The sequence below is a fragment of the Longimicrobium sp. genome (assembly GCF_036388275.1).
GTDB lineage: Bacteria > Gemmatimonadota > Gemmatimonadetes > Longimicrobiales > Longimicrobiaceae > Longimicrobium.
In genome coordinates this window covers 48,236-67,241 of sequence record NZ_DASVSF010000065.1, presented here as the reverse complement: position 1 = coordinate 67,241, position 19,006 = coordinate 48,236, and the positions used below count along the sequence as shown (strand labels likewise).

The following is a 19,006-nucleotide window of genomic DNA, read 5'->3' as shown; positions in this document are numbered from 1 at the left end:
GAACCACGGGGCTGGTGGTTCCCATCGATATCGAAGCCCTGTGCATCGGCACCGATCCGGGCGCGATCTTCCAGCAGAACCCCTTCGATTTTTCCAGGCTGAAGACGTCGGCCTATCTCAGCAGCGCCATCGCCTCCGGCGGGCTCACGTCCATGTCGCAGGGCGTGCACCTGCACTGGGCCCTGCCCGACGCGCTCACCCAGGGCGCGGAAGGCGGGGGCGGCGTCCAGTTCCCCGCCATGCCCGATCGCTGGCTGGTCACCCGGGTCTTCTGCGATCCGGACAGCGCCTCCCCGCCGGCCTATGATCGCTGGATCGTCGAAAGCAACTTCTACGCGGCCGACGATCCCAATGCACCCGTGGATCGCGCGGCCACCTCCGTGCCCTACCAGGGCGATCAATGGGACAGCCAGCCCTGGCGCTACCTGGGCAAGGTGACTCCGTTCGCGGAGTGGATCCAGGCCAATCCGGGACTGGGCGCGGGGACCCCCGACAGCTACGTCCCCGGGCTCTCCGCGGTGGGATACGGGCAAACCGACTTCGCCGCCTCGTACCAGAACTGCAAGAGCAGCCTGGGATTCAACGATCTCGGCTCCGACCTGGCCCTGCTCGGCACCTCCGGGTCGGACAAGTATCTGGGCTACCAGGTGGTCGGCTGGTACAGCAATCCCGCGGAAGATCCCATCCGCCAGTTGCCGCAGCGCCTGCCCGCCGACGCCTTCGACGCCCTGCTCGCCAGGGTTTCCGACCCCACCGACGCCGCTTTCCTCCGCTCCGGTTTCCAGATCGCCACCTATGCCCTGGCCAAAGCGGTGCCGGTGCAGACGGGCCAGATCCTCTGGGACCTGCTGCAGGCGGCCGGGTACCCCCTGGACGTGGACATCCCCCAGGAAATCCCCACGCCCGATTTCAGCGACGTCATCGCCCATACCCCGGACCCCGAGAACCAGGCCATCCTGGAACAGTACTATCCGGCGCGCATGGGCCCGGTGGAAGGCCTGGGCGACGGGGACGAACTCCGGCTCTGGGGCATCATGGCGGCGGCCGGGTACGATTTCCTGGCCGACACGCTGGGAAGGGCCAGATGGTCGGTGCTCTCCGGCACGGCGACGCCCGCCTACTCCCCCGCTTTTACCCTGTATACGGGATTCATCTCCAACGTGGTATGGAACGCGGCCACCGATTACTTCACCAGCGATCCCGGCAAGGACTTCAACATCGCCATCGGCAACACCTCGGGGGAAGCCCTGTCGGCCCTGATCGCCAATACGTCCGGCTTCCCCGCCGATCAGGTGCCCGTGGTGGAGGAGATCCTGGACGCCTTGCAGGCGGGCATCCTCCCGCAGGCGACCAGCGACAGCATGCTGAACGACTGGGAAGCGCTGAAAGCGACCCTGCACAAGAATTCCTTCAGCTCCAGCCGGGGCGGATACCTGTGGCAGGTGCAGGCGGACAAGAATTCGCCGCAATCCTCGGGGGAGGTGACCCTGCCCGCAGCCCAGGCCCTGCAATTGAACGATCTCAACGTGGGGCAATTGCAATACAACGAGCTGCAGACCCGCATCGAAACCATCCAGTCGCAGATCTTCGCGGACTGGTACCGTTTCATGTGGACCCGTTATCCCGGCAACGGAGGCAATCCCCCGGTGGACATCGATGCCGGCAGCCTGGCCCAGTACATCCTGGACAAAATCGAGCAGCTGCAACCCCTGGTCGACCAGGCCTCCGCCCTGGAAAAAACCCTGGATTCCCAGGCCGCGGCCCTGAAGCAGGCCCTGGGGGGCGGGTATTTCCTGTCCTCGGTGACGGCCCCCCGCTACTGGCAGCCCAATGATCCCGTGCTCCTGTTCCAGGGCGACGGCATTCAGCCCAGCGACCGGTACGGGAACGACGGGCGCTACATGGCGGACGGGACCCTGGTCTGCCGCCTCACGGGCCAGTTGCTGGCCTCGGTGAAGATCCCCGCGGGCGCCTTCGGCAATGCGGCCGAATTGGACCTGGATGCTTCCACCTTCGATCCCATCCCCAATCCCGGCGGGGCGGCTTTGCTGGCCGCGGTGGATGGGGTGCTGGTGGACGGCGGGCTGCTCAACGAGGATATCCTCGCCGCTGAGCTGAGGGCGGCGGGGCTCGGCACGCCGCTGGGCGATCTATCCAGGGCCGTCGGCACGGCGATCGATGCCTTCCTGGAGCCGGCCGTTCCGAAGTCCCTCCCCCAGCCCGAATTCACGAGCATGGCCGCCGCCCTGTATCCGGACGATGCGGCCTACCTGAATTCCTGGTACACGCTTGCGGGCGATGCCTATACGCTCAACGACTCGCCCATGGGCGAAGACGACACCCTGCGCCTCACCTATCTCCTGAACTCGACCGCCTTCAATCCCGCGGCGGGTCGACTGGACTATGCGGGATATCCCTTCTCCCTGGCGGGCATGCAGGCCTGGGACGGGAATCCCTGGCTCCCCTTCTCGCTGCAGTGGGGCGTATACTTCTATCCCTTCCTGCAGGTGCCTTCGTCCCAGGCGCCCGCCTATCCGGCCGATTTCATCACTTCCCGGTTCACGTTCGGGGACACCGACCTGGTATACACCGGTCCGTCCTTCGAGTCCGATACGCAGGGCATCCAGGTCTATCAGAACACCATTTTCCTCACGCCCCACGCCAACATCAACCTGCAAAGGCAGCTCGAAGGGTTGATCGTCGCGAATCCCAAGGATCCGATGCTGGACGAGTTGAACGCCATCGCGTCCCAGCTGTCGGACAAGCCCGTATTGTCCCAGGCCATGAGCGGGTTCGACGAGGCCCTGCTCATGCTGCAGAAGGAGATGCAGCTGCCCGTGGCCGATCCGAACCCTTCCCCCTACTACGATTTCACCAACACCACGGTTCACGATGCCGTGGGCGCGAACTACACCGAAAGGCCCGCGACCGGGAACAGCTACAACCCCATCCGGGCGGGGCTCATGCAGATCGCCGGCGTAACCCTGGTGGACGTATTCGGCCGCAACGTGCAGGTGCTCAAGCCCAACGTGGTGTACCGGTCCCAGTCCATGCAGCAGTCGGTGGTCCAGCCCGCGACGGACATCTACCTGCCGCCCCGCCTTACCCAGGCTTCGCGTCTCCTCTTCCGCTGGCTTTCCGCCTCCGACGATGCCGTCGAGATGAACACGCATCCGGCCACCACGCCCATCTGCGGCTGGATCCTGGCCAACCATCTCGACGACAGCCTGTGGGTGTACGACAACAAGGGGAACGCCTACGGGTCCCTGGCCCTGAACTGGGACCAGACCCAGGTCCTGTGGCAATCCGCGCCGGGCAGCGCCTATTTCGGCCTCAGCGCCCCGGATTTCTTCGCGGCCCTGGGGGTGGTGAACCCGCATCTGCGGGACATGATCCTGGGCCTGTACGGGGACGGCGGGACGGCTTCGGCGGCCTATCTCGACACCTTCATGCGGGCCCTGGATATCTCCTCGGCGACCATCGACCCCTCCAACCACGCCCAGTACCAGGGCAACGCCGTCCTGTTGGGAAGGCCCCTGGCCCTGGTGCGCGCCTCGCTGAACCTGGAGTTGAGGGGCGACCCGGCCTATAGCCAGAGCTGGACCGATCTGCAGGACCAGGTGAGCCAGGACGAGAACGGGACCTTCACCTGGGGAAATGATTACGGCTTCAGCCAGGTGAACTTCCCCGTGAAGATCGGGAACGTCCCCCAGACCGAGGACGGGCTGATCGGCTACTTCAAGGACGGCCAGTACGGGACCTTCTACGCGCCCGCGGTAGAGGCGGGGAACCCGAACGTGCTGCCCCCGCCGGACGACAACCTGCTGGTGAACGGATCGCGCGACACGCCCGCCGTGGTCATTTCCATGCTGGTCGAGCCGCGCGGGGTCATCCATGCCACCACCGGCATCCTGCCGGTCAAGACCATCGACATCCCTCCCGACCAGTACGCCGATGCGCTGGAAAAGATGTGCCTGGCCTTTCTGACCGCGCCCATCCTGACTCCCCGGGCGCAGCTGGCCATGCCGGTGCCGGCACAAAGCGGGGGGGGCTGGACCTGGGTGGAAAACGACGGGAGCTCCTGGTCGCAGACGCAAACCATCGCCCCGGTCACGGTGGATGCGGTGATGAACTACGCGCCGCAGAACATCCTGGAAGGCTGGCTCAACCTGGCCAACGCCCTGATCTCGGCGGCCTCCTTCCAGATCCTGAACGTCAAGGCGCAGAAGCCGGTCCTGTACGTCACCCAGGATCCGAGCCTCAACGCCATGACCCTGACCTGGACCAACAAGACCAATGCGCCCTTGATCCTGAACGGGGGCCCGCCGGTCCCGGAAAGCTACCAGGAAGGCGGGTCGTCGCTGGCCTTCAACTTCGGATCCATGCTGCCGGACAGCGTGGTGGCGGGCATGCAGGTGGCGGCCCCGGGCTGGAAGGCGGCCTATTTCCCGGCGGATTCGCGGCATCCGGCCCTGTGGTCGGCCGCGCCCCTGGCCGACCTGAGCCTGGCCCCGGGCGATTCGGTGACCTTCACCCTGGGCGGCATCACCTGCCCGCCGGGCACCCAGGCCGGCAACTTCCAGATCTTTTACTTCGCCCTGCCCGATTTTCCCGACAATGTCGTCCCCCTGCTCCTACCCCTGGAGATGCGATGAGCGCTTCCTTCAATGACAGCTGCTTCTCCTGCCTCAACGACAAGGCCCAGCCCCCGGCCCTGGTGGTCTATTCCACCACCGATACGACCTGGAACTCGTTGACGTTCACCCTGGTGAACAATACCGGGACGGACCTGACATTGACCGGCGGCGTGCCCGTGAACGGTACCCAGGAGGGCGGGGCCTCTTCCTTCGCCTTCGATTTCAGCACCATCCTGACGGACGCCCAGGCCTCGGCCATGCAGGTCGGCGACGCCAAGGGGGAATGGGAGGCCGTCTATTTCCCGCCCGGCGACCATGGCAGCCCCACCTGGGCGGTCGCCCCCAGGCAGGATTTCCCCTTCGCGAACGGGAGCAGGGTCGACTTCAAGCTCCGGAACATCGCCTGCACCTCGCAGACCCCGGGCGCCTTCGATGTGCTCTTCTACAACGTCCCCGGCGTCGCCCAAAGGACGTTCCCGTTTTCCTACCTCGTGGCGGTGCTCAATCCGCCCCAGGGGGACGATCTGAAAAAGGTGCTGGATTGCGGCGTTCTGAACGGGACCGTGCAGCATGTCATCCAGCCCGCGTCCAACCCGCCTGCCGGCGACAGCGGCGCCCCGCCCATTCCGGTATACATCACCTACGACAATACTTTCCCCATCCAGAACTCGCTGACCGTGTACCTGGAGAACAATTCCAGTCACCCGCTGGTACCCTCCGGCACGCCTCTGGGAGGCGCCGTCTTCACCTTCTCGTTCCTGTTCGGAACCGACGACGACGCCGCCCTCACCACCCAGGCCCTGGGGGACCAGATAACCATCGGCGTGGATCCGGATTCGCCTTCGAAATGGAGCAGCACCGCCCATCAGGCCGGCACGGGAAACTGGATCTTCACCCCGGGGAGCCCACCGCTGATTGCCGCCAACCAGGGCGTCAGATTTCCCATCGGGAACATCATCACCGACCTCAACGTCGCTCCCCAGACGCTCTCGTCGTTGCACGTGCAGTGGAACTTCGTGCCGGGATACGCCGACGGCTACTTTTCCATCGAGCTCCAGAAGCAGGTCGCCGTACCTTCCATTCCCGCATCCTCTTTCCAGGTCGTTCCCGCGACCATCAAGGTGGGCGACAACGTGGTCATCGCCTACCAGACCGAGGTGGCCGCCTACGTCACCCTGGTTTATGCCCTGCGCGACGGGAACCCGGTCAACCTCGCCAGCCCCACCGATATCGGCTTCGACGAGGGGAGCTACGTGCCCCCCCGGGCTCCCGACAGGGAGTCCACGGTTTTCACCCTGTCGGTCTACAAGGCTCCGGGAGAGGCCGCCACGGACACCAAGACGTTTTCCATCACGGTGATCCAGCCCCCCGCCGTCATTTCGTCCTTCACGGCTTCCAGCCTGCTGGTGAACATCAACGGCGCCAATGTCGTCACCTTGAGCTGGCAGGTCCAGGATGCGAAAACCATCGAGGTCGTCGACCACGGCATCCAGACCGGCACCAGCCTGTCCGTGACGGTGAACGGGACCACCACCTACACGCTGAAGGCCACCCCCTGGGGAACGGACGGGCAGCCGGTGTACGCCAGCCTGACCGTGTACGCGTACAAGGCCTACGCCAGCGTGAACGTGGGTTCGATGGGCAACGGCACGGCCTTCCAATCCCTGCCGATTTCCATCAGCAACCCGTCCAACTCGATCGTCTACGTGGCCAATGCCGCCGCGGGCGCCGTGTACCAGGTGCTGCAGGCCACCCACGCGGTTTCGCCCACCACCTTTCCCGGCAACATCCTGGCCCTCACCCAGGACGGGCTGAAATTGTTCACGGCGCAGGCGGGCGGGTCGGGGCCCGGCACTATCTACATGTTCGATGCCGCTTCCCAGACCCAGGTAGCCTCGCTGCAACAGCAAGGCCCCCCTCCGTACAGTCTGGCCATCAACCCGGCCGGGACCCAGATGTATTATCTGCAACAGCACCAGCTCACGACCGTCTCCGCCTACAACGTCAGCGAGGGCGGGAACAGCTTCGCCTACGTGCAGGACATCACGGTGGGCACCAGCCCCGAGGCCTACGCCTTCGACGCGGCCGGCGCGAACCTGTACGTGGGCAATTACGACAGCCAGAACGTCTCGGTGATCAGCCTGGCCCAGAACGCCGTCACGGCCACCATCGGCTTGCAGAGCACCGAGCCCTGCGCCTTCGCCCTGGTGGGGACCATCCTGTTCGTAGCCTGCTCGGGGGACAACCTGGTCTGCGTCATCGACACCACGACCAACTCGACCCTCGACCCGATCACGGCCGGGTTCCAGCCCTTCAGCCTCACCCTGGACCAGAACAAGGCCCGCCTGTTCGTGACCAACTTTCAGGGCGGGACCGTCACCGTCATCGATACGGCCAGCCGGACGGTCACGGCCACCTTGACGGTGGGCAGCGGGCCGTCGGCGGCCAGGATCACCGATTCGGGGAACCTGCTGTTCGTGAGCAATTACTGCGACAAGAGTCTTTCGGTGGTGGACATCTCCAACGGGGGAGCGACCGTGGTGGGGTCCATCACCCTGGAGCAGACCAACGGGAACCCGATCGACATCGCGACCTACGGCGTGAACAACAATTACACCGACGTGTTCGTGTCCAAGGAGTATTTCCTGGGGCGCAACAACGGGTGCTCCGGGTCGCAGGCGACGGACGCGAACCTGAACATGTCCATCTTCTCGATCCAGGAGAAAGGGTCTTGACGGCGGGAAGGGCCACCATGCCCCGCGCGTCCGCGCCGTCCGGACCGAATCATTCCGCAGCGCAAACCCGGGCCGCATCGACCGCGCCGCGCCCGAAAGGCTGCTAAGCATGCCGCTGATCACCCTGACCTTCCAATTCCTGGATGCCGGCAACCAGGTCGTCAAATGGACGCCGGAGAACCTGGCCGTGATCGTCTTTCTTGGGCTGAAAGATCTGAATGAGGATGATCCCCTGCTCCTGAAGGGAGGCAGGGACGTAACGGATCCCACCGTCTGTACTCCCTGGGAACCGGTTTTCGACATCCTTTTCCAACACTACGATCTTTTTTCCGATGCCGGAGTCACGGCGGTGACCCGCGCGGGGGACGCCTGCATCGGCCGGCAGGTCGATGGAACCGCGGCGAGGATCTATCTCAAAGCGAAGCCTCCGCCTCAGAACGTCGGACAGGTCCTGGGAGCGGCGATCGCGGGGGGGGAGGCGGCCACTGCGAACACCTTGGGAGCCGTCAAGACGTATCTCGCGGGGCAAAACACCATCCGCGTATATGTGCCGGATTCCTCATCGCGTGGGCACCAAACGACCACCTGCCTTCTCATCAGGAGGATCATCTCCTGGGGGTACACCAACGCCATCGGGGTGGTCTACATCGACGCCACCGGGAACGCGAAAACATTGCAGTCGCTGCTCCCGGAATTAACGCTCCAGATCGACCCGCTGAACAAGGAGAAAATCGCCGACGCGGTTTACCACAGCGACACCTTGGGCGGTTGCGATTTCACCTTTCTGGCCACGAGCGATGGTCCTCCCGCTGAGGAGGTCGAATTCGGGTTCTCCGGCGGCGTGGACAGTCCCAAAACCAATCCCAAGCCAATTTGCAACGTGCGGTACTTCCTGATGCTTCAGCCCTTCCAGTGGAACGCCGCGAATTATCTCTATGCGCAAAACACGACGATCGATCTCGGGAACCAGAAGCCTTTGGGGCAACTGCAGTTCCTGGGCATGACCTGTTACTCTCAGGATCTCACGACCGTCACCTGGGCGGCCGTATCGTCCGAGATCGCCCGCATCTCGGACCCAGGGGCCCAGGCCGCCGTGACTTGCATCCAGGCCAATTGCTGCGCCAATGGGGCCACCAAGCTGCTGATGCCCGTCTACGGCCTGGCCCACGGCGTAAAACCAGACGGCACCGCCTCGACGATGCTCTCCAATTGGACGAGCCTACCGCAGATCCTGGCCCTGGCGAACCTCGTACTTTCGGTTCTGGAGGGGCAGGGGCAAGGGCAAGGGGTGGCGCCCACGGCCGTGGGGACGGTCCTGATGACCCTGAACGACTATCCGCTCACATGGATCGCGGATCTGCGGGCCCTGCTCCCCGCGAATTATCGCGACCGCGTTTCGTGCTGGGCCCTCGGGTCCCCCTGGAGCAACGCGTCGGTCACCGGCCTCGCGAACAATCAGGTCCTTATCGCCAACATAGGTCCCGTGGATGCTCCGCTGTTCAATTACTTCTACCTCAACAGCCCGCTTCCGCCCGTCTTCGAAGGCAAGGGCACCATGCCCGTCATGCTGAATTCGGGGCGCCCCTACCTCCAACTTTCGAAGCAGGAGACCGGATTCGATAACATCTTTTCCTTTCCCCTGCCCGCAGAGCGGAAGCTGAAGGTTTTCCTGTACCCGAGCCTTCCCTTTACCCTGGCCGGCTCCGAGAGCAAGCCTCTCCGGGAGACCCTCCAGAACGACGAAGCCAAGGCGTGCTTCAAAGCGCAGAATGCGGTCGTGTGGAATCGGATCCCCGACATCGCGATCAACGCCGCGACTTTCGGGCAGCAGCCTGGGCCGGTGTTCGATCAGATCCAGAACTATCTGAGGCTCCGCAATTTTATCGACGCGGAAAACAAGCTCCAGCTCAAATTTTTCGCCCTGAGGGCGGCGGTGAATTTCGACGACGATTCGTTCCCGGCCAACGTACTCGACAAGCAACAGATGTTCGACTTCCTGCGGGCCGCCTGCGATACGGAATCGGTCAATCTTTGCGTGGTGTACCAGAACAAACTGGATACCCTCGCGACCTTCTTTCGGGACGTCATGACCCCGGACAGCCGGCAGGCACTCTACTTCAAGGGCTTGGGGGACTATTTCCGCAATCCGGCGAACGACAAACTCCTCAAGGGGATGGGGTATGCAGTCGCCGCCATCAACGCAGGGACTTGAACGCATCGGAAAAACCGCCCCAAGGAACCGATATGACCATCCTCGAGCTCTACGGCCAACTGCTCCCCTACGCGGGAAAAACCCTGGACATCCCCGGTCCGGTTTTCCCAGCGTCCCAGAACATCGCCGGATTCTGCGCCAACCTGCTCTCCGGCAATGCCATGGCCGTAGACGTGGACGCCGATGGCGTGGTCCTCTCCCAGGATCAGCAAACCGTATCGCTTTCGGGCACGACCGCTTCTTTCGGTTTCGGGACCTTCACGGTGGGCATGGTCTTCACCCTGGCTCTGGAGCAATACTCGGCAGACATATCCATCGATTTCGCCTCCCAGCCGCTCACCCTTCCCGGGATCGACTGGTTCACCTTGTCGGATCCGGGTTTCACCTTCACGGTGGGGAACGCCCCCGTGCCGGTCGTCGGGACGATCGGCGGGAACGTCGCCATCAACGGAGTCACCTCTCGCCTGACCATGGAGGTGCCCGTCGCCGCCGGTTACTGGCATTTCAAGGCCACGTTCGTCGATCCCCTCACCATCGCCGAGGTTTTCACGTTCATCGGCAGCGTAAACATCGGCGACGCCCTGCAATCCCCCTTCAAGGATATCGTGTCCACCGTGGGGGTGAAGCAGGTGGGATTCGTCTGCTCCCTCGCGCCACCCGGGCTCGTGAGCACCCAGATCCTCATCGGCACGCCCGACGGCTGGCAGGGCTGGAACTTCGCGCCCGGGGTGGGCATCACCTCGGCCGATCTGTCCATGGTTATCGGCGGATCCGGCGGGATCACCTATGACGTCGCCGGCTCGATCGTCGTGGGAGGGATCGAAATCGATCTTTCCGCGATGTTTCCCGGGGCGGGCCAAGGCTGGACTTTCGCAGGGCAGACCCAGGAAGGCGAACACCTGCCGCTGACGGGGCTGATCGCGGAGTTGTGCAAAGACTGGGGTGTCACGCTTCCGGACGGGTTCCCCAGCATCGATTTCATGAACCTGTTCTTCTCCTTCAACGCCGACGCCGGTTCTTTCATGTTCGGGGGAGAGCTGGATATCGGAAACTCCGAGCCGTTCTCGATCGCCGGCAACGAGTTCCAAATCCAGTTCGCCCTGCAGGTCGGAACCCAGGTGGCGGCGGGTGTCCGAGGCTACAACGGCTTCCTTTCCGGCACCCTGACGATGGGAACGGAACAGGTCGGGGTCGAATACGATTTCAGTTCCGACGACAAGCGTTTGATCGGCTACTGGACGGAAACGGGTCAGGGCTCGGTGGGGCTCGCCGACATCGCGAAGACCTTCGGGAACGCCGATCTCGTCAGCCTCCTCTCGGACATCCCTCCCGACATGGACCTGGGCCTGACCAGCCTGTCCTTCGCCTACGATTTCACCCGCACGGAGCTCATCCTCACCGCCGTTTCCAAGAATTACGGCGCGCTGGTGTTCACGGCCAGCAAGCCGGCCACGCAATGGATCTACACCTTCCTCGTGGCGGTCGGCCGCTTCGACCTGACCGGCCTTCCCCTCATCGGCGAGGACGTGGGCGCCCTGGGCCCGTTCGAGATCGACGATTTCAACCTCCTGGTCTGCTCCGGCCCGCTCGCCGCCGATGATGTCGGCAATCTCAACGCGCTCATCCAGGCCGCCGGGGCCGCCACCGGCGCCACCCTGCCGACCCTGCCCGACAACCCCGCCGGCCTACAGCGGGGCGTCAACCTCAGCATGACCTTCCAGGTGGCGGGCTATACGGCGCCGGTCGCCGTGGGCACGGCCACACCGTCTTCGGGCTCTGGCTCGCAATCCCTCGTCTCGCTGCCCACCCCGCAATCGCCGGCGTCCCTCGCCCCGGCCTCCGGAGCCGGCGATGCGGGCAATAACCTGCAGACCCAGAACGGGTACTGGATCAATCTCCAGAAGGCATTCGGGCCGGTCTACATGGACAAGATCGGCTTCGCGTATAGCCAGGGCGTCCTCGATATCTCCTTCAATTTCTCGTTGAAGCTGGGGGCCATGACCCTCACTTTGGACGGCCTTTCGGCCGGCTCCCCGCTCACCACCTTCGCCCCCGTGTTCGGCTTGCAGGGGCTGGGACTCACCTTCAGCTCGGGGGCGGTGGAGATCTCGGGAGGATTCGTGCGGCAGGAGGTGACGGGCCCGAACGGGGAGGACCTCACCGAATACAATGGCCAGGCGCTGATCAAGACCGGGGACTTCGCGTTGTCCGCCCTGGGCAGCTACGCCAGGGTCGACGGTGAGACTTCGATGTTCATCTTCGCGACGGTCCTGGGCCCCTTCGGCGGGCCCCCGGCTTTCTTCATCACCGGCCTGGCGGCCGGGTTCGGCTACAACCGCGGCCTGGCCCTGCCTTCCATCGATCAGGTCGCCACCTTCCCCCTGGTCAGCGGCTTCGTGCCGGGCCAGAGCAGCCCCTTCAGCGGCAGCGATCCGAACCAGGCCCTGCAGGTCCTGGTCTCCCAGAACGTGGTGCCGGTGTCCATCGGCGAGAACTGGCTGGCGGCGGGCGTCCAGTTCACCTCGTTCCAGATGCTGCAGTCCTTTGCCCTGGTCTCGGTGGAGTTCGGGAGCTCCCTGGAAATCGCGTTGCTGGGCCTGACCACCGCGTCGATCCCCACCGGCGATCCCCGGCCCCTGCTCTTCGCGCAGCTCGCCCTGGAAGTGCGCATCCTTCCCGACGACGGCCTCGTGGCGGTGGATGCCAAGCTCACCTCCAATTCGTACCTGCTCGATCCGTCCTGCCATCTCACGGGCGGCTTCGCCTTCTACGTCTGGTTCGGGAACAACCCCAACGCGGGCGATTTCGTGGTCACCCTGGGCGGGTACCATCCCAACTTCAACAAGCCGCCGTGGTATCCCGACGTGCCCCGGCTGGGGTTCAACTGGGTGGTGACCCCGGAGCTCACCATCAAGGGGGGCATGTACTTCGCCCTCACGCCGGTATGCCTCATGGCGGGCGGCAGCCTGGAAGCCCTGTGGCAAAGCGGGGACCTGAAATGCTGGTTCGACGTCGGGGCCGACTTCCTGATCATGTGGAAGCCGTACCACTACGAGATTGACGTCTACCTTTCCTTCGGGGTCTCGTACACCTTCCGCATCAACCTGCTGTTCACCCATGTCACCGTGACCATCTCGGTGAGCCTGGGCGCCGACCTCAGCATCTGGGGACCGGCCTTCTCCGGCGTCGCGCACATCCACCTGTGGATCGTCTCTTTCACCGTATCCTTCGGGGCGAGCTCGTCGCAGAAGCCGCCGCCCATCCCCTGGTCCGAGTTCGAGCAATCCTTTCTGCCGCCGGCCGCGCCACCCGATTCCCTGCTGCAGCAGACACGGCTGGCAAAACGGACGGCGAACGCAGAAGCGCTCCGGGCCGCGCCGTCGTCTCCCATGGCCACGGTTTCCGCAAGGCCATCATCCCTGAAGGCGACGGCCGCGAAGGCGGCGCCCATGGCGGACGCGTTCTTCCTGGCCGACCCGCCGGCTCCGCCCGCCCCGGACCCGGCGCCCACGCCGTCTCCCGCGCCCGTCACGTCCACCCAGTTCCAGGTCTGGAACCTGAGCGCACCCCTGGGGCTCATCCAGAACGTGGCCCAGGGCGCGGAGAATCCGGACGACATCGACTGGATCGTGAGCCCGGACGGGACCCAGCTCCAGGCCCTGACCACCATCCCCGCCAAGACCTACACCCTCGTCATCGAAGGCACGGATCAACAGGGGAACCCCGTCCCGGTGGACCCCGGGCAGGTCGTCATCACCAACCAGGCCGATCTGGACGCCCGCAATGTCAGCTTCGGCGTGGGGCCTTCCAGCGTACACCCGGACGATTTCTCGTCGGCCGTCACCTTGACCCTGTCCTATTGGGACGCGCCCATCGGGGACAAGCAGGTCTTCTACGTCACCGCCCTGATCCAGAACGCGCCCAAAGCCCTGTGGATTCCCGGGGAGCCGGATATCGGGGCCGATTCGACCCTGGTCCCGGACGTGCTGCTCGGCTTCCAGATCACCGCCAGGGAGGTCCAGCCCGAGGAGACGCCATGGGCCGACCTCGCGCAGCTCGGATTCAACGATTACGGCTACGTACCCTCCCTGGACTGGTCGGGCGCGGCGCCGGTAGCCGGGCCCGATGAGCCGGCCGATCCGATGGGGCGGCTGCAAGCCACCATCGCCGCCGCGCCCTCCCGTGCCGGGATCGTGGAGGCCCTGCTCGCCAACGGCGTGGAAATCGATCGCGACATCGACGTGCAGCACATGGCTATGGAGGCCGGCGACGTCCTCCTGGCTCCCCCCATCTTCGCCTATGAATACGCCCTCCCCGCCTGAGCGGATCGGGGAAACGGCGGGAGGCGCGGATGCAGGGCGCGGACGGGCCCCCGCCGCGATCCGTCACGCAAGAAGGAAGGAGTCGGCATGAATATCCCGAGCATCCGCACGGCCGCAGTCATCGCATCCCTGTTCGCGCTCGCGCATTGCAGCGAGACAACGCGGCCGGAAAAAAAAGGCTGCCCCTGCCTTTCGGCGCGGCAGGACCTGATCGCCGACACCCTGGGAGGGCTGCTCGCGGGGATCGTCCGCACCGGCACGGCCAACGGGTTCCCCGGGGGATTCGCGCGCAGCTGCGATTCCATCCGCTATACGTACTTCACGTGGTTGTCGATCGCGACTCCGGCGCGGCCGGATTCCCAGATCACCCTGAACAACCCGCCCGTAGATGTCCGGATCGATCGGGCCGGCGGAAGCCTGATGTATGAGGCCCGCATGGAGGGGGGGGAACTTGCCAAGGACACGGTGCCCACGAGGTGGATCGGCAACCCGGCCGTGTGCCTGCCCAACGTGGAGAAAGTCGTCGTCGACTCCATCGACGCGCGGCTCCTGTCGTTGCTGAATTTTCCGGCCTGGAAGCTGCAACCCTCGGTGGCGAAGGTCTCCGCTTCCTGTACTACCCTGGATGCCGAACTCGCCCTGGCCGATCCGTCCCATCCCCGCAAACTTTCCTTCGGCATCTCGGCGACGGCCCATGGGGACTCGCTTGCGGTGACGGCCAGTCTGGGAGGGCAATCCTTCCCGCTCTTCCAATCCGGCGCCTGGTGCCAAACGCTGGGCGTCCGCTGAAGCCCAGCCCCACAAATGCGAGACGCCGCCTCTCTTTCCGAGTGGCGGCGTCTCCGTCAGCAGCCGAGTTTATTTTTGAGCAGCCGACTTTACGTACCAGTAGCCGAGTTTACTTCGGGCAGGCGAGTGTTCGATCTCCGAACGCGGTTCGTTGCTCCTGCTGCCATCGCCTACCAAGGCGCCGGAAGGCCGCTTCAGCCAAGCGATGGCAGCGCCAGCCCGGAGTCCTGTCGCCTGGTTGGTGAAGTTGCTTCCGGCAAGTCCATGTGTGCCCGATCCAACTGAGATGCCTCCGCCCAGACCCGGGGAGATCCACTGCCCGGTCACCCGGAGAATCCGATCACCCGGGTAAGGACCGAATCAGTTGTGTCTTTTCGGATCGAACAACGCTCGAGACAATTACGGCGGGTCCCGCATCAGTTCGCACGGAGCTCCACCGGCCCGTCGGGCTAACGACTCACCGTACCGAGGTGGATCTCTACCATGCCGGCCGAGGCGGCTACCATACCACCCTGCAGGTGCAACAGTCGCTGAGCGAGCGGAAACGCCTCGTCCAAGTACAGCGAGGCATCCTGAATCCGCAGGTGGACAACCCCGTCCCGCGACTCTGCCGTGAGGTGCACGCAGGTGCCGCGAGGCACCCGACCCACCACGCGATTCAGGATCGATGACAGCGCCTCGCGCGTTAGGCGCGGATCGACATGCACGTGCGGGAGCGTCGGGGGCAGGTCGGTTTCCAGCGTCGCGCCGGCCCGCTGCAGGCGCGGCTCTACGGCGGCGAGCACGGGATGCACTAGGTCGCGCAGACGGATGGGCTCGGGTCGCGACTCCACGCGGTCAGCATCCAGCTCCACGATTCGGCCGATGAAGCGCAGAGCCTCATCAGCGTTCTCGGCGGCTTTCTGCGCGGCGCCGATCATCTCTTCCTGGTTGTCGTTCAACTCGCCGAACGGGCTGGAGAGGAGGATGTGAAGCGGAATACGCACTTCGTCCAGCTTGCCGCCGACGGTGGCGGAGGCGTCCGCGAGGAGGCCGGCGTACTCCCGCACCAGCGCCTCCGCGGCCTGTTCGCGCGTTTCCCCGCGCCGTTCCGATTCCACGATCCGGCGCTCGATCGAATTCAGCTCGTCGTCCATACCCACGTCAGCGGGCGACTCGCGGGCGGGGCGGGAGAGCGCCTCGATCCGGCGCGCCACGTACCGCGTGTTGCGCCACGCCATCGCCAGGGTGGCGACGGCCGTCATGATCCCCGCCATCAGCAGCCATTCGGGAACCTGCCGCCCGCGCTGCCCCCAGTACGCCAGGCCCGCCATCGCAAGGACGCCCAGCACCGCGGGAAGCACGGCGACAAAGAGACGCTGCCCGACCTTCATCCCCCCTCCTCCCCTTCCGCGAACGACACGACGAGCACGTCCAGCGCCGCGGCCCGCTCGATTAGCCGGTCGATCACAGAGCCTCTGAACGCGCGGTGGAGCCTGGACCGGTGGGTACGTCCCACCACGATCATCGACACGCCTTTCTCTCGCGCAAACCGAACGACCGCGTCCGCCACGTCGGCCGATTCCAGCTTGACGACCTCGGCGCCCATGCGTTGCGCGAGTTGGATGTTGTCGACCAGATGCCGCTGCACGGAGGAGTCGATCCGTGTCGCGCTTTCCTCCGGCGTCTGCACGTAGACGCAATACCAGTCAGTGTTCAGCCGCCCCGCCAGCCGGCTCGCCTTCTGGAGGAGAACGTCCGTCCGCGGCGGCATGCTGCTCATCGCGACGAGCACGCGGTCGGCGGAGCGAGGAACGCCCTCCTCGCGGCTCACGAGCCCGGTGCGCAACCGGTCCACGCTGCTGGCCACCTCGCGGAGCGCCAGCTCGCGCAGCGTGGTCAGGTTCTCGAGGGTGAAGAAGTTGGCGAGCGCGGCGGGCACCTTGTCCGCGGCGTAGATCTTTCCGTTGATCAGCCGCTGGCGCAGCTCCTCTGCCGGGAGGTCGATGTTGACCACCTGGTTGGCGCGCGCCACGGCCCAGTCGGGTACCATCTCGCGGACGTTGACGCCCAGCGTCTCGGCGACCACCCGGTTGAGCGATTCCAGGTGCTGCACGTTGACGGTGGAGATGACGTCGATGCCGTTGTCGAGCAGCTCCAGAACGTCCTGCCAGCGCTTAGCGTGGCGTGCGCCGGGAACGTTGGTGTGCGCCAGCTCGTCGACCAGCGCTACTCGCGGCCGGCGCGCGAGCACGGCCGTCGTGTCCATCTCCTCCAGCACCACGCCGCGATACTCCACCCGTCGACGGGGGACGGCTTCCAGGCCATCCACGAGCGCCGCCGTTTCCGCGCGGCCGTGCGTCTCCACGTATCCCACGACGACGTCCACGCCGCGCCGCTTGAGGTCGTGCGCCTCCTGCAGCATGCGGAACGTCTTCCCCACGCCGGCGAACGAGCCCATGTAGAGCTTGAAGCTCCCCGGACCCTCACCCCGGACCAGGTCCAGGAACGGAGCGGTGCTGCTCGCGTCAGTCATGCGCGGCCGGGCATGCTCAGAAGCGGACCGAGAGCGACGTCACCACCGCGGTGGACGTCTTCGCCACCCCGCCATCGCCATCACGGTCAGGGAAGATCGCCTCCTCCGCGCCGAAGAAGGTCCTCAATTCCGTGCGCCACACCGCAGGGCCCCGCTGGACGTCGAGGCCGACGGAGGCGCCGTTCGTCACCAGCCCCGGTGCGACCGCCATGCCGGTGGTGGAGACCACGCCGCGCTCGTCGTCGAAGCGCTCGATCCGGCCGTTGATCCCCATCGCCGGCGTCAGCCACCAGCGGCCGACCACCGAGGCGGCCAGCCACTCGCTCTCGTGCTGCGTGCCGAAATCCACGGTGCCGATCAGCAGCGCGCGGCCGCTCGGCGCCCAGCGGGCGATGAGGTCATGGAAAACCCGCACGTCCTGCTCGCCCGTCGCCGCGAGGGGCTCGCGACCGATGTAGTTGGAGTACGAAAGCGTGAGCGGGACCACCGGCGTCCAGTCGATGCGCACGCCAACGGCTTTGTCTTCGTTGTTTTCGGAGATGAGCTGCCAGCCGTTCACCACGTTGAACTGCGCGCTCAGGTTCGGCAGCGGCTGCCAGGTGGCGCGCACACCGGTTTCGTAGTAGGGGCTGAACTCCGCCGCCAGCGAACGGGTGTAGGTGGGGTTGTCGATGGAGATCCAGCTCTCGCTGCCGACGTGCGACAGCATGATTCCCGCGTCGATCCACAGGTTGGGCGCCACGCTGACGCCAAGCATGGCTTCCTGCACCAGCGGCAGGTAGTTGGGCTGAGTGCCGGCCAGCGCGTCCGGCTCGCCGGCGTAGTTGAACTGCACGCTGGTCCCCGCCTGCAGCGCCACCCGGCCGCGCACCGTCGGCGAGGCGTAGCGCGCCTCCACGTGCGCCAGGTTCAGGCTGAACTCGTCGTGCCGCGCGGCCTGCGTGGTGAACGGCCGGTCGTGCGAAGCAGGCCGGCCGAAGTCGTACGCGTAGTAACCGTCCACGAACGCGCCGAAGGTGATTCGCGGGGTGGAGTCGTTTTCCTGCCCCAGCAGCACGGCCGGCCAGGCGAGCGCCGCGGCGCCCGCCAGGATGAGCATCTTTTTCATCAGTCCGTTTATCTCCAGGCGAGTCGGATCGCCGTCGAAAGTAGTGAAACAGGGGTCAGGGCCTGGTCGGAGCCGGAGCCGCCGCCGGGCGTTCCGTCTCCCGATCCAGCGCCAGGTTGAGCAGCAGCACATTCACCTGCGGCTCGCCCAGGAGGCCGAGCGTACGGCCTTCCGTGTGCCGCGCTACGAGCGCCTGAACGCGCGCCGCGTCCACCCCGCGGCTGTGGGCCACGCGGGCCACCTGCAGCGCCGCGTTGGCGGGCGAGATGTGCGGATCCAGCCCTGACGCGCTGCGCGTGGCCATGTCGGCAGGCACGCGGCCGGGCTGCGCACCCTCCGCCTCGACGGCTTGCGCGACCGACTGCGTAATCAGCGTGTCGGCCAGTTTGCGGTCCGTCGGGCCCTTGTTGGTGCCGCCGGACGCGCCGCCGTCGTAGCCGCTCCCTGCGGCGGACGGGCGCGGGTGGAAGTAGGCGGGCCCGGCAAACGGTTGGCCGATCAGCTCGCTCCCCACCACCCGCCCGTCAGCTTCGACGAGCGAGCCATTGGCCTGCCGGGGAAAGATCACCTGCGCCAGCGCCGTGACGACGCCGGGGTACAGCGCGCCCGTGATCAGCATCAGCACCAGCGTGCCGACGACGGCGGGGCGGATCTGGTTCTTGATCATCGTCCGTCTCTCTGTTTCAGG

9 protein-coding genes are annotated in these 19,006 nt (G+C 65.5%); 5 read left to right on the top strand and 4 right to left on the bottom strand.

Annotated features, from left to right (window positions below; translation table 11 throughout):
• The first annotated feature begins 14 nt into the window (after positions 1-14).
• The 5 genes from VF632_RS14475 to VF632_RS14455 all read left to right on the top strand — a co-directional run bounded on the left by VF632_RS14475 (position 15) and on the right by VF632_RS14455 (position 14,695).
• The gene (locus VF632_RS14475) at positions 15-4,655 is read left to right on the top strand and encodes a hypothetical protein (protein WP_331023621.1); all 4,641 of its coding nucleotides are present in this window, start codon (positions 15-17) and stop codon (positions 4,653-4,655) included.
• Positions 4,652-7,372 carry a YncE family protein gene (locus tag VF632_RS14470; RefSeq protein WP_331023620.1) on the top strand — a complete coding sequence of 907 codons (2,721 nt, stop codon included), beginning with the start codon at positions 4,652-4,654 and terminating at the stop codon, positions 7,370-7,372. The genes VF632_RS14475 and VF632_RS14470 overlap by 4 nt, the downstream gene beginning before the upstream one ends.
• Positions 7,373-7,481: 109 nt before the next feature.
• Entirely contained in the window at positions 7,482-9,584 is a 2,103-nt protein-coding gene (locus tag VF632_RS14465) for a hypothetical protein (protein WP_331023619.1), read from the top strand.
• Positions 9,585-9,616: 32 nt separating this feature from the next.
• The gene (locus VF632_RS14460; RefSeq protein ID WP_331023618.1) at positions 9,617-13,906 is read left to right on the top strand and encodes a DUF6603 domain-containing protein; all 4,290 of its coding nucleotides are present in this window, start codon (positions 9,617-9,619) and stop codon (positions 13,904-13,906) included.
• An 87-nt stretch (positions 13,907-13,993) separates the two neighbouring features.
• Positions 13,994-14,695 (top strand): hypothetical protein, encoded by a 702-nt coding sequence (locus VF632_RS14455; RefSeq protein ID WP_331023617.1) that lies wholly within the window; start codon positions 13,994-13,996, stop codon positions 14,693-14,695.
• Between the two features lie 449 nt (positions 14,696-15,144).
• Here VF632_RS14455 and VF632_RS14450 read toward each other — a convergent pair whose 3' ends face one another.
• From VF632_RS14450 to kdpC, 4 genes are read right to left on the bottom strand one after another with little or no spacing between them, the layout of a single operon-like run.
• Positions 15,145-16,008 carry a hypothetical protein gene (locus tag VF632_RS14450; RefSeq protein WP_331023616.1) on the bottom strand — a complete coding sequence of 288 codons (864 nt, stop codon included), beginning with the start codon at positions 16,006-16,008 and terminating at the stop codon, positions 15,145-15,147.
• A gap of 56 nt (positions 16,009-16,064) precedes the next feature.
• Positions 16,065-17,210 carry a sensor protein KdpD gene (locus tag VF632_RS14445; protein ID WP_331023615.1) on the bottom strand — a complete coding sequence of 382 codons (1,146 nt, stop codon included), beginning with the start codon at positions 17,208-17,210 and terminating at the stop codon, positions 16,065-16,067.
• A 16-nt stretch (positions 17,211-17,226) separates the two neighbouring features.
• Complete coding sequence (locus tag VF632_RS14440; RefSeq protein WP_331023614.1) at positions 17,227-18,318, bottom strand: porin; 1,092 nt, start codon at positions 18,316-18,318, stop codon at positions 17,227-17,229.
• A 55-nt stretch (positions 18,319-18,373) separates the two neighbouring features.
• Positions 18,374-18,982 (bottom strand): potassium-transporting ATPase subunit KdpC, encoded by a 609-nt coding sequence (gene kdpC, locus VF632_RS14435; RefSeq protein ID WP_414682898.1) that lies wholly within the window; start codon positions 18,980-18,982, stop codon positions 18,374-18,376.
• Between the last annotated feature and the right edge of the window lie 24 nt (positions 18,983-19,006).

Bases quoted from the DNA above. Each gene is read 5' to 3' on its own strand.
- VF632_RS14450 (WP_331023616.1), bottom strand. From the start codon at position 16,008: ATGGCGGGCCTGGCGTACTGGGGGCAGCGCGGGCGGCAGGTTCCCGAA.
- VF632_RS14470 (WP_331023620.1), top strand. From the start codon at position 4,652: ATGAGCGCTTCCTTCAATGACAGCTGCTTCTCCTGCCTCAACGACAAG.
- VF632_RS14455 (WP_331023617.1), top strand. From the start codon at position 13,994: ATGAATATCCCGAGCATCCGCACGGCCGCAGTCATCGCATCCCTGTTC.
- VF632_RS14465 (WP_331023619.1), top strand. From the start codon at position 7,482: ATGCCGCTGATCACCCTGACCTTCCAATTCCTGGATGCCGGCAACCAG.
- VF632_RS14460 (WP_331023618.1), top strand. From the start codon at position 9,617: ATGACCATCCTCGAGCTCTACGGCCAACTGCTCCCCTACGCGGGAAAA.
- VF632_RS14445 (WP_331023615.1), bottom strand. From the start codon at position 17,210: ATGACTGACGCGAGCAGCACCGCTCCGTTCCTGGACCTGGTCCGGGGT.
- VF632_RS14440 (WP_331023614.1), bottom strand. From the start codon at position 18,318: ATGAAAAAGATGCTCATCCTGGCGGGCGCCGCGGCGCTCGCCTGGCCG.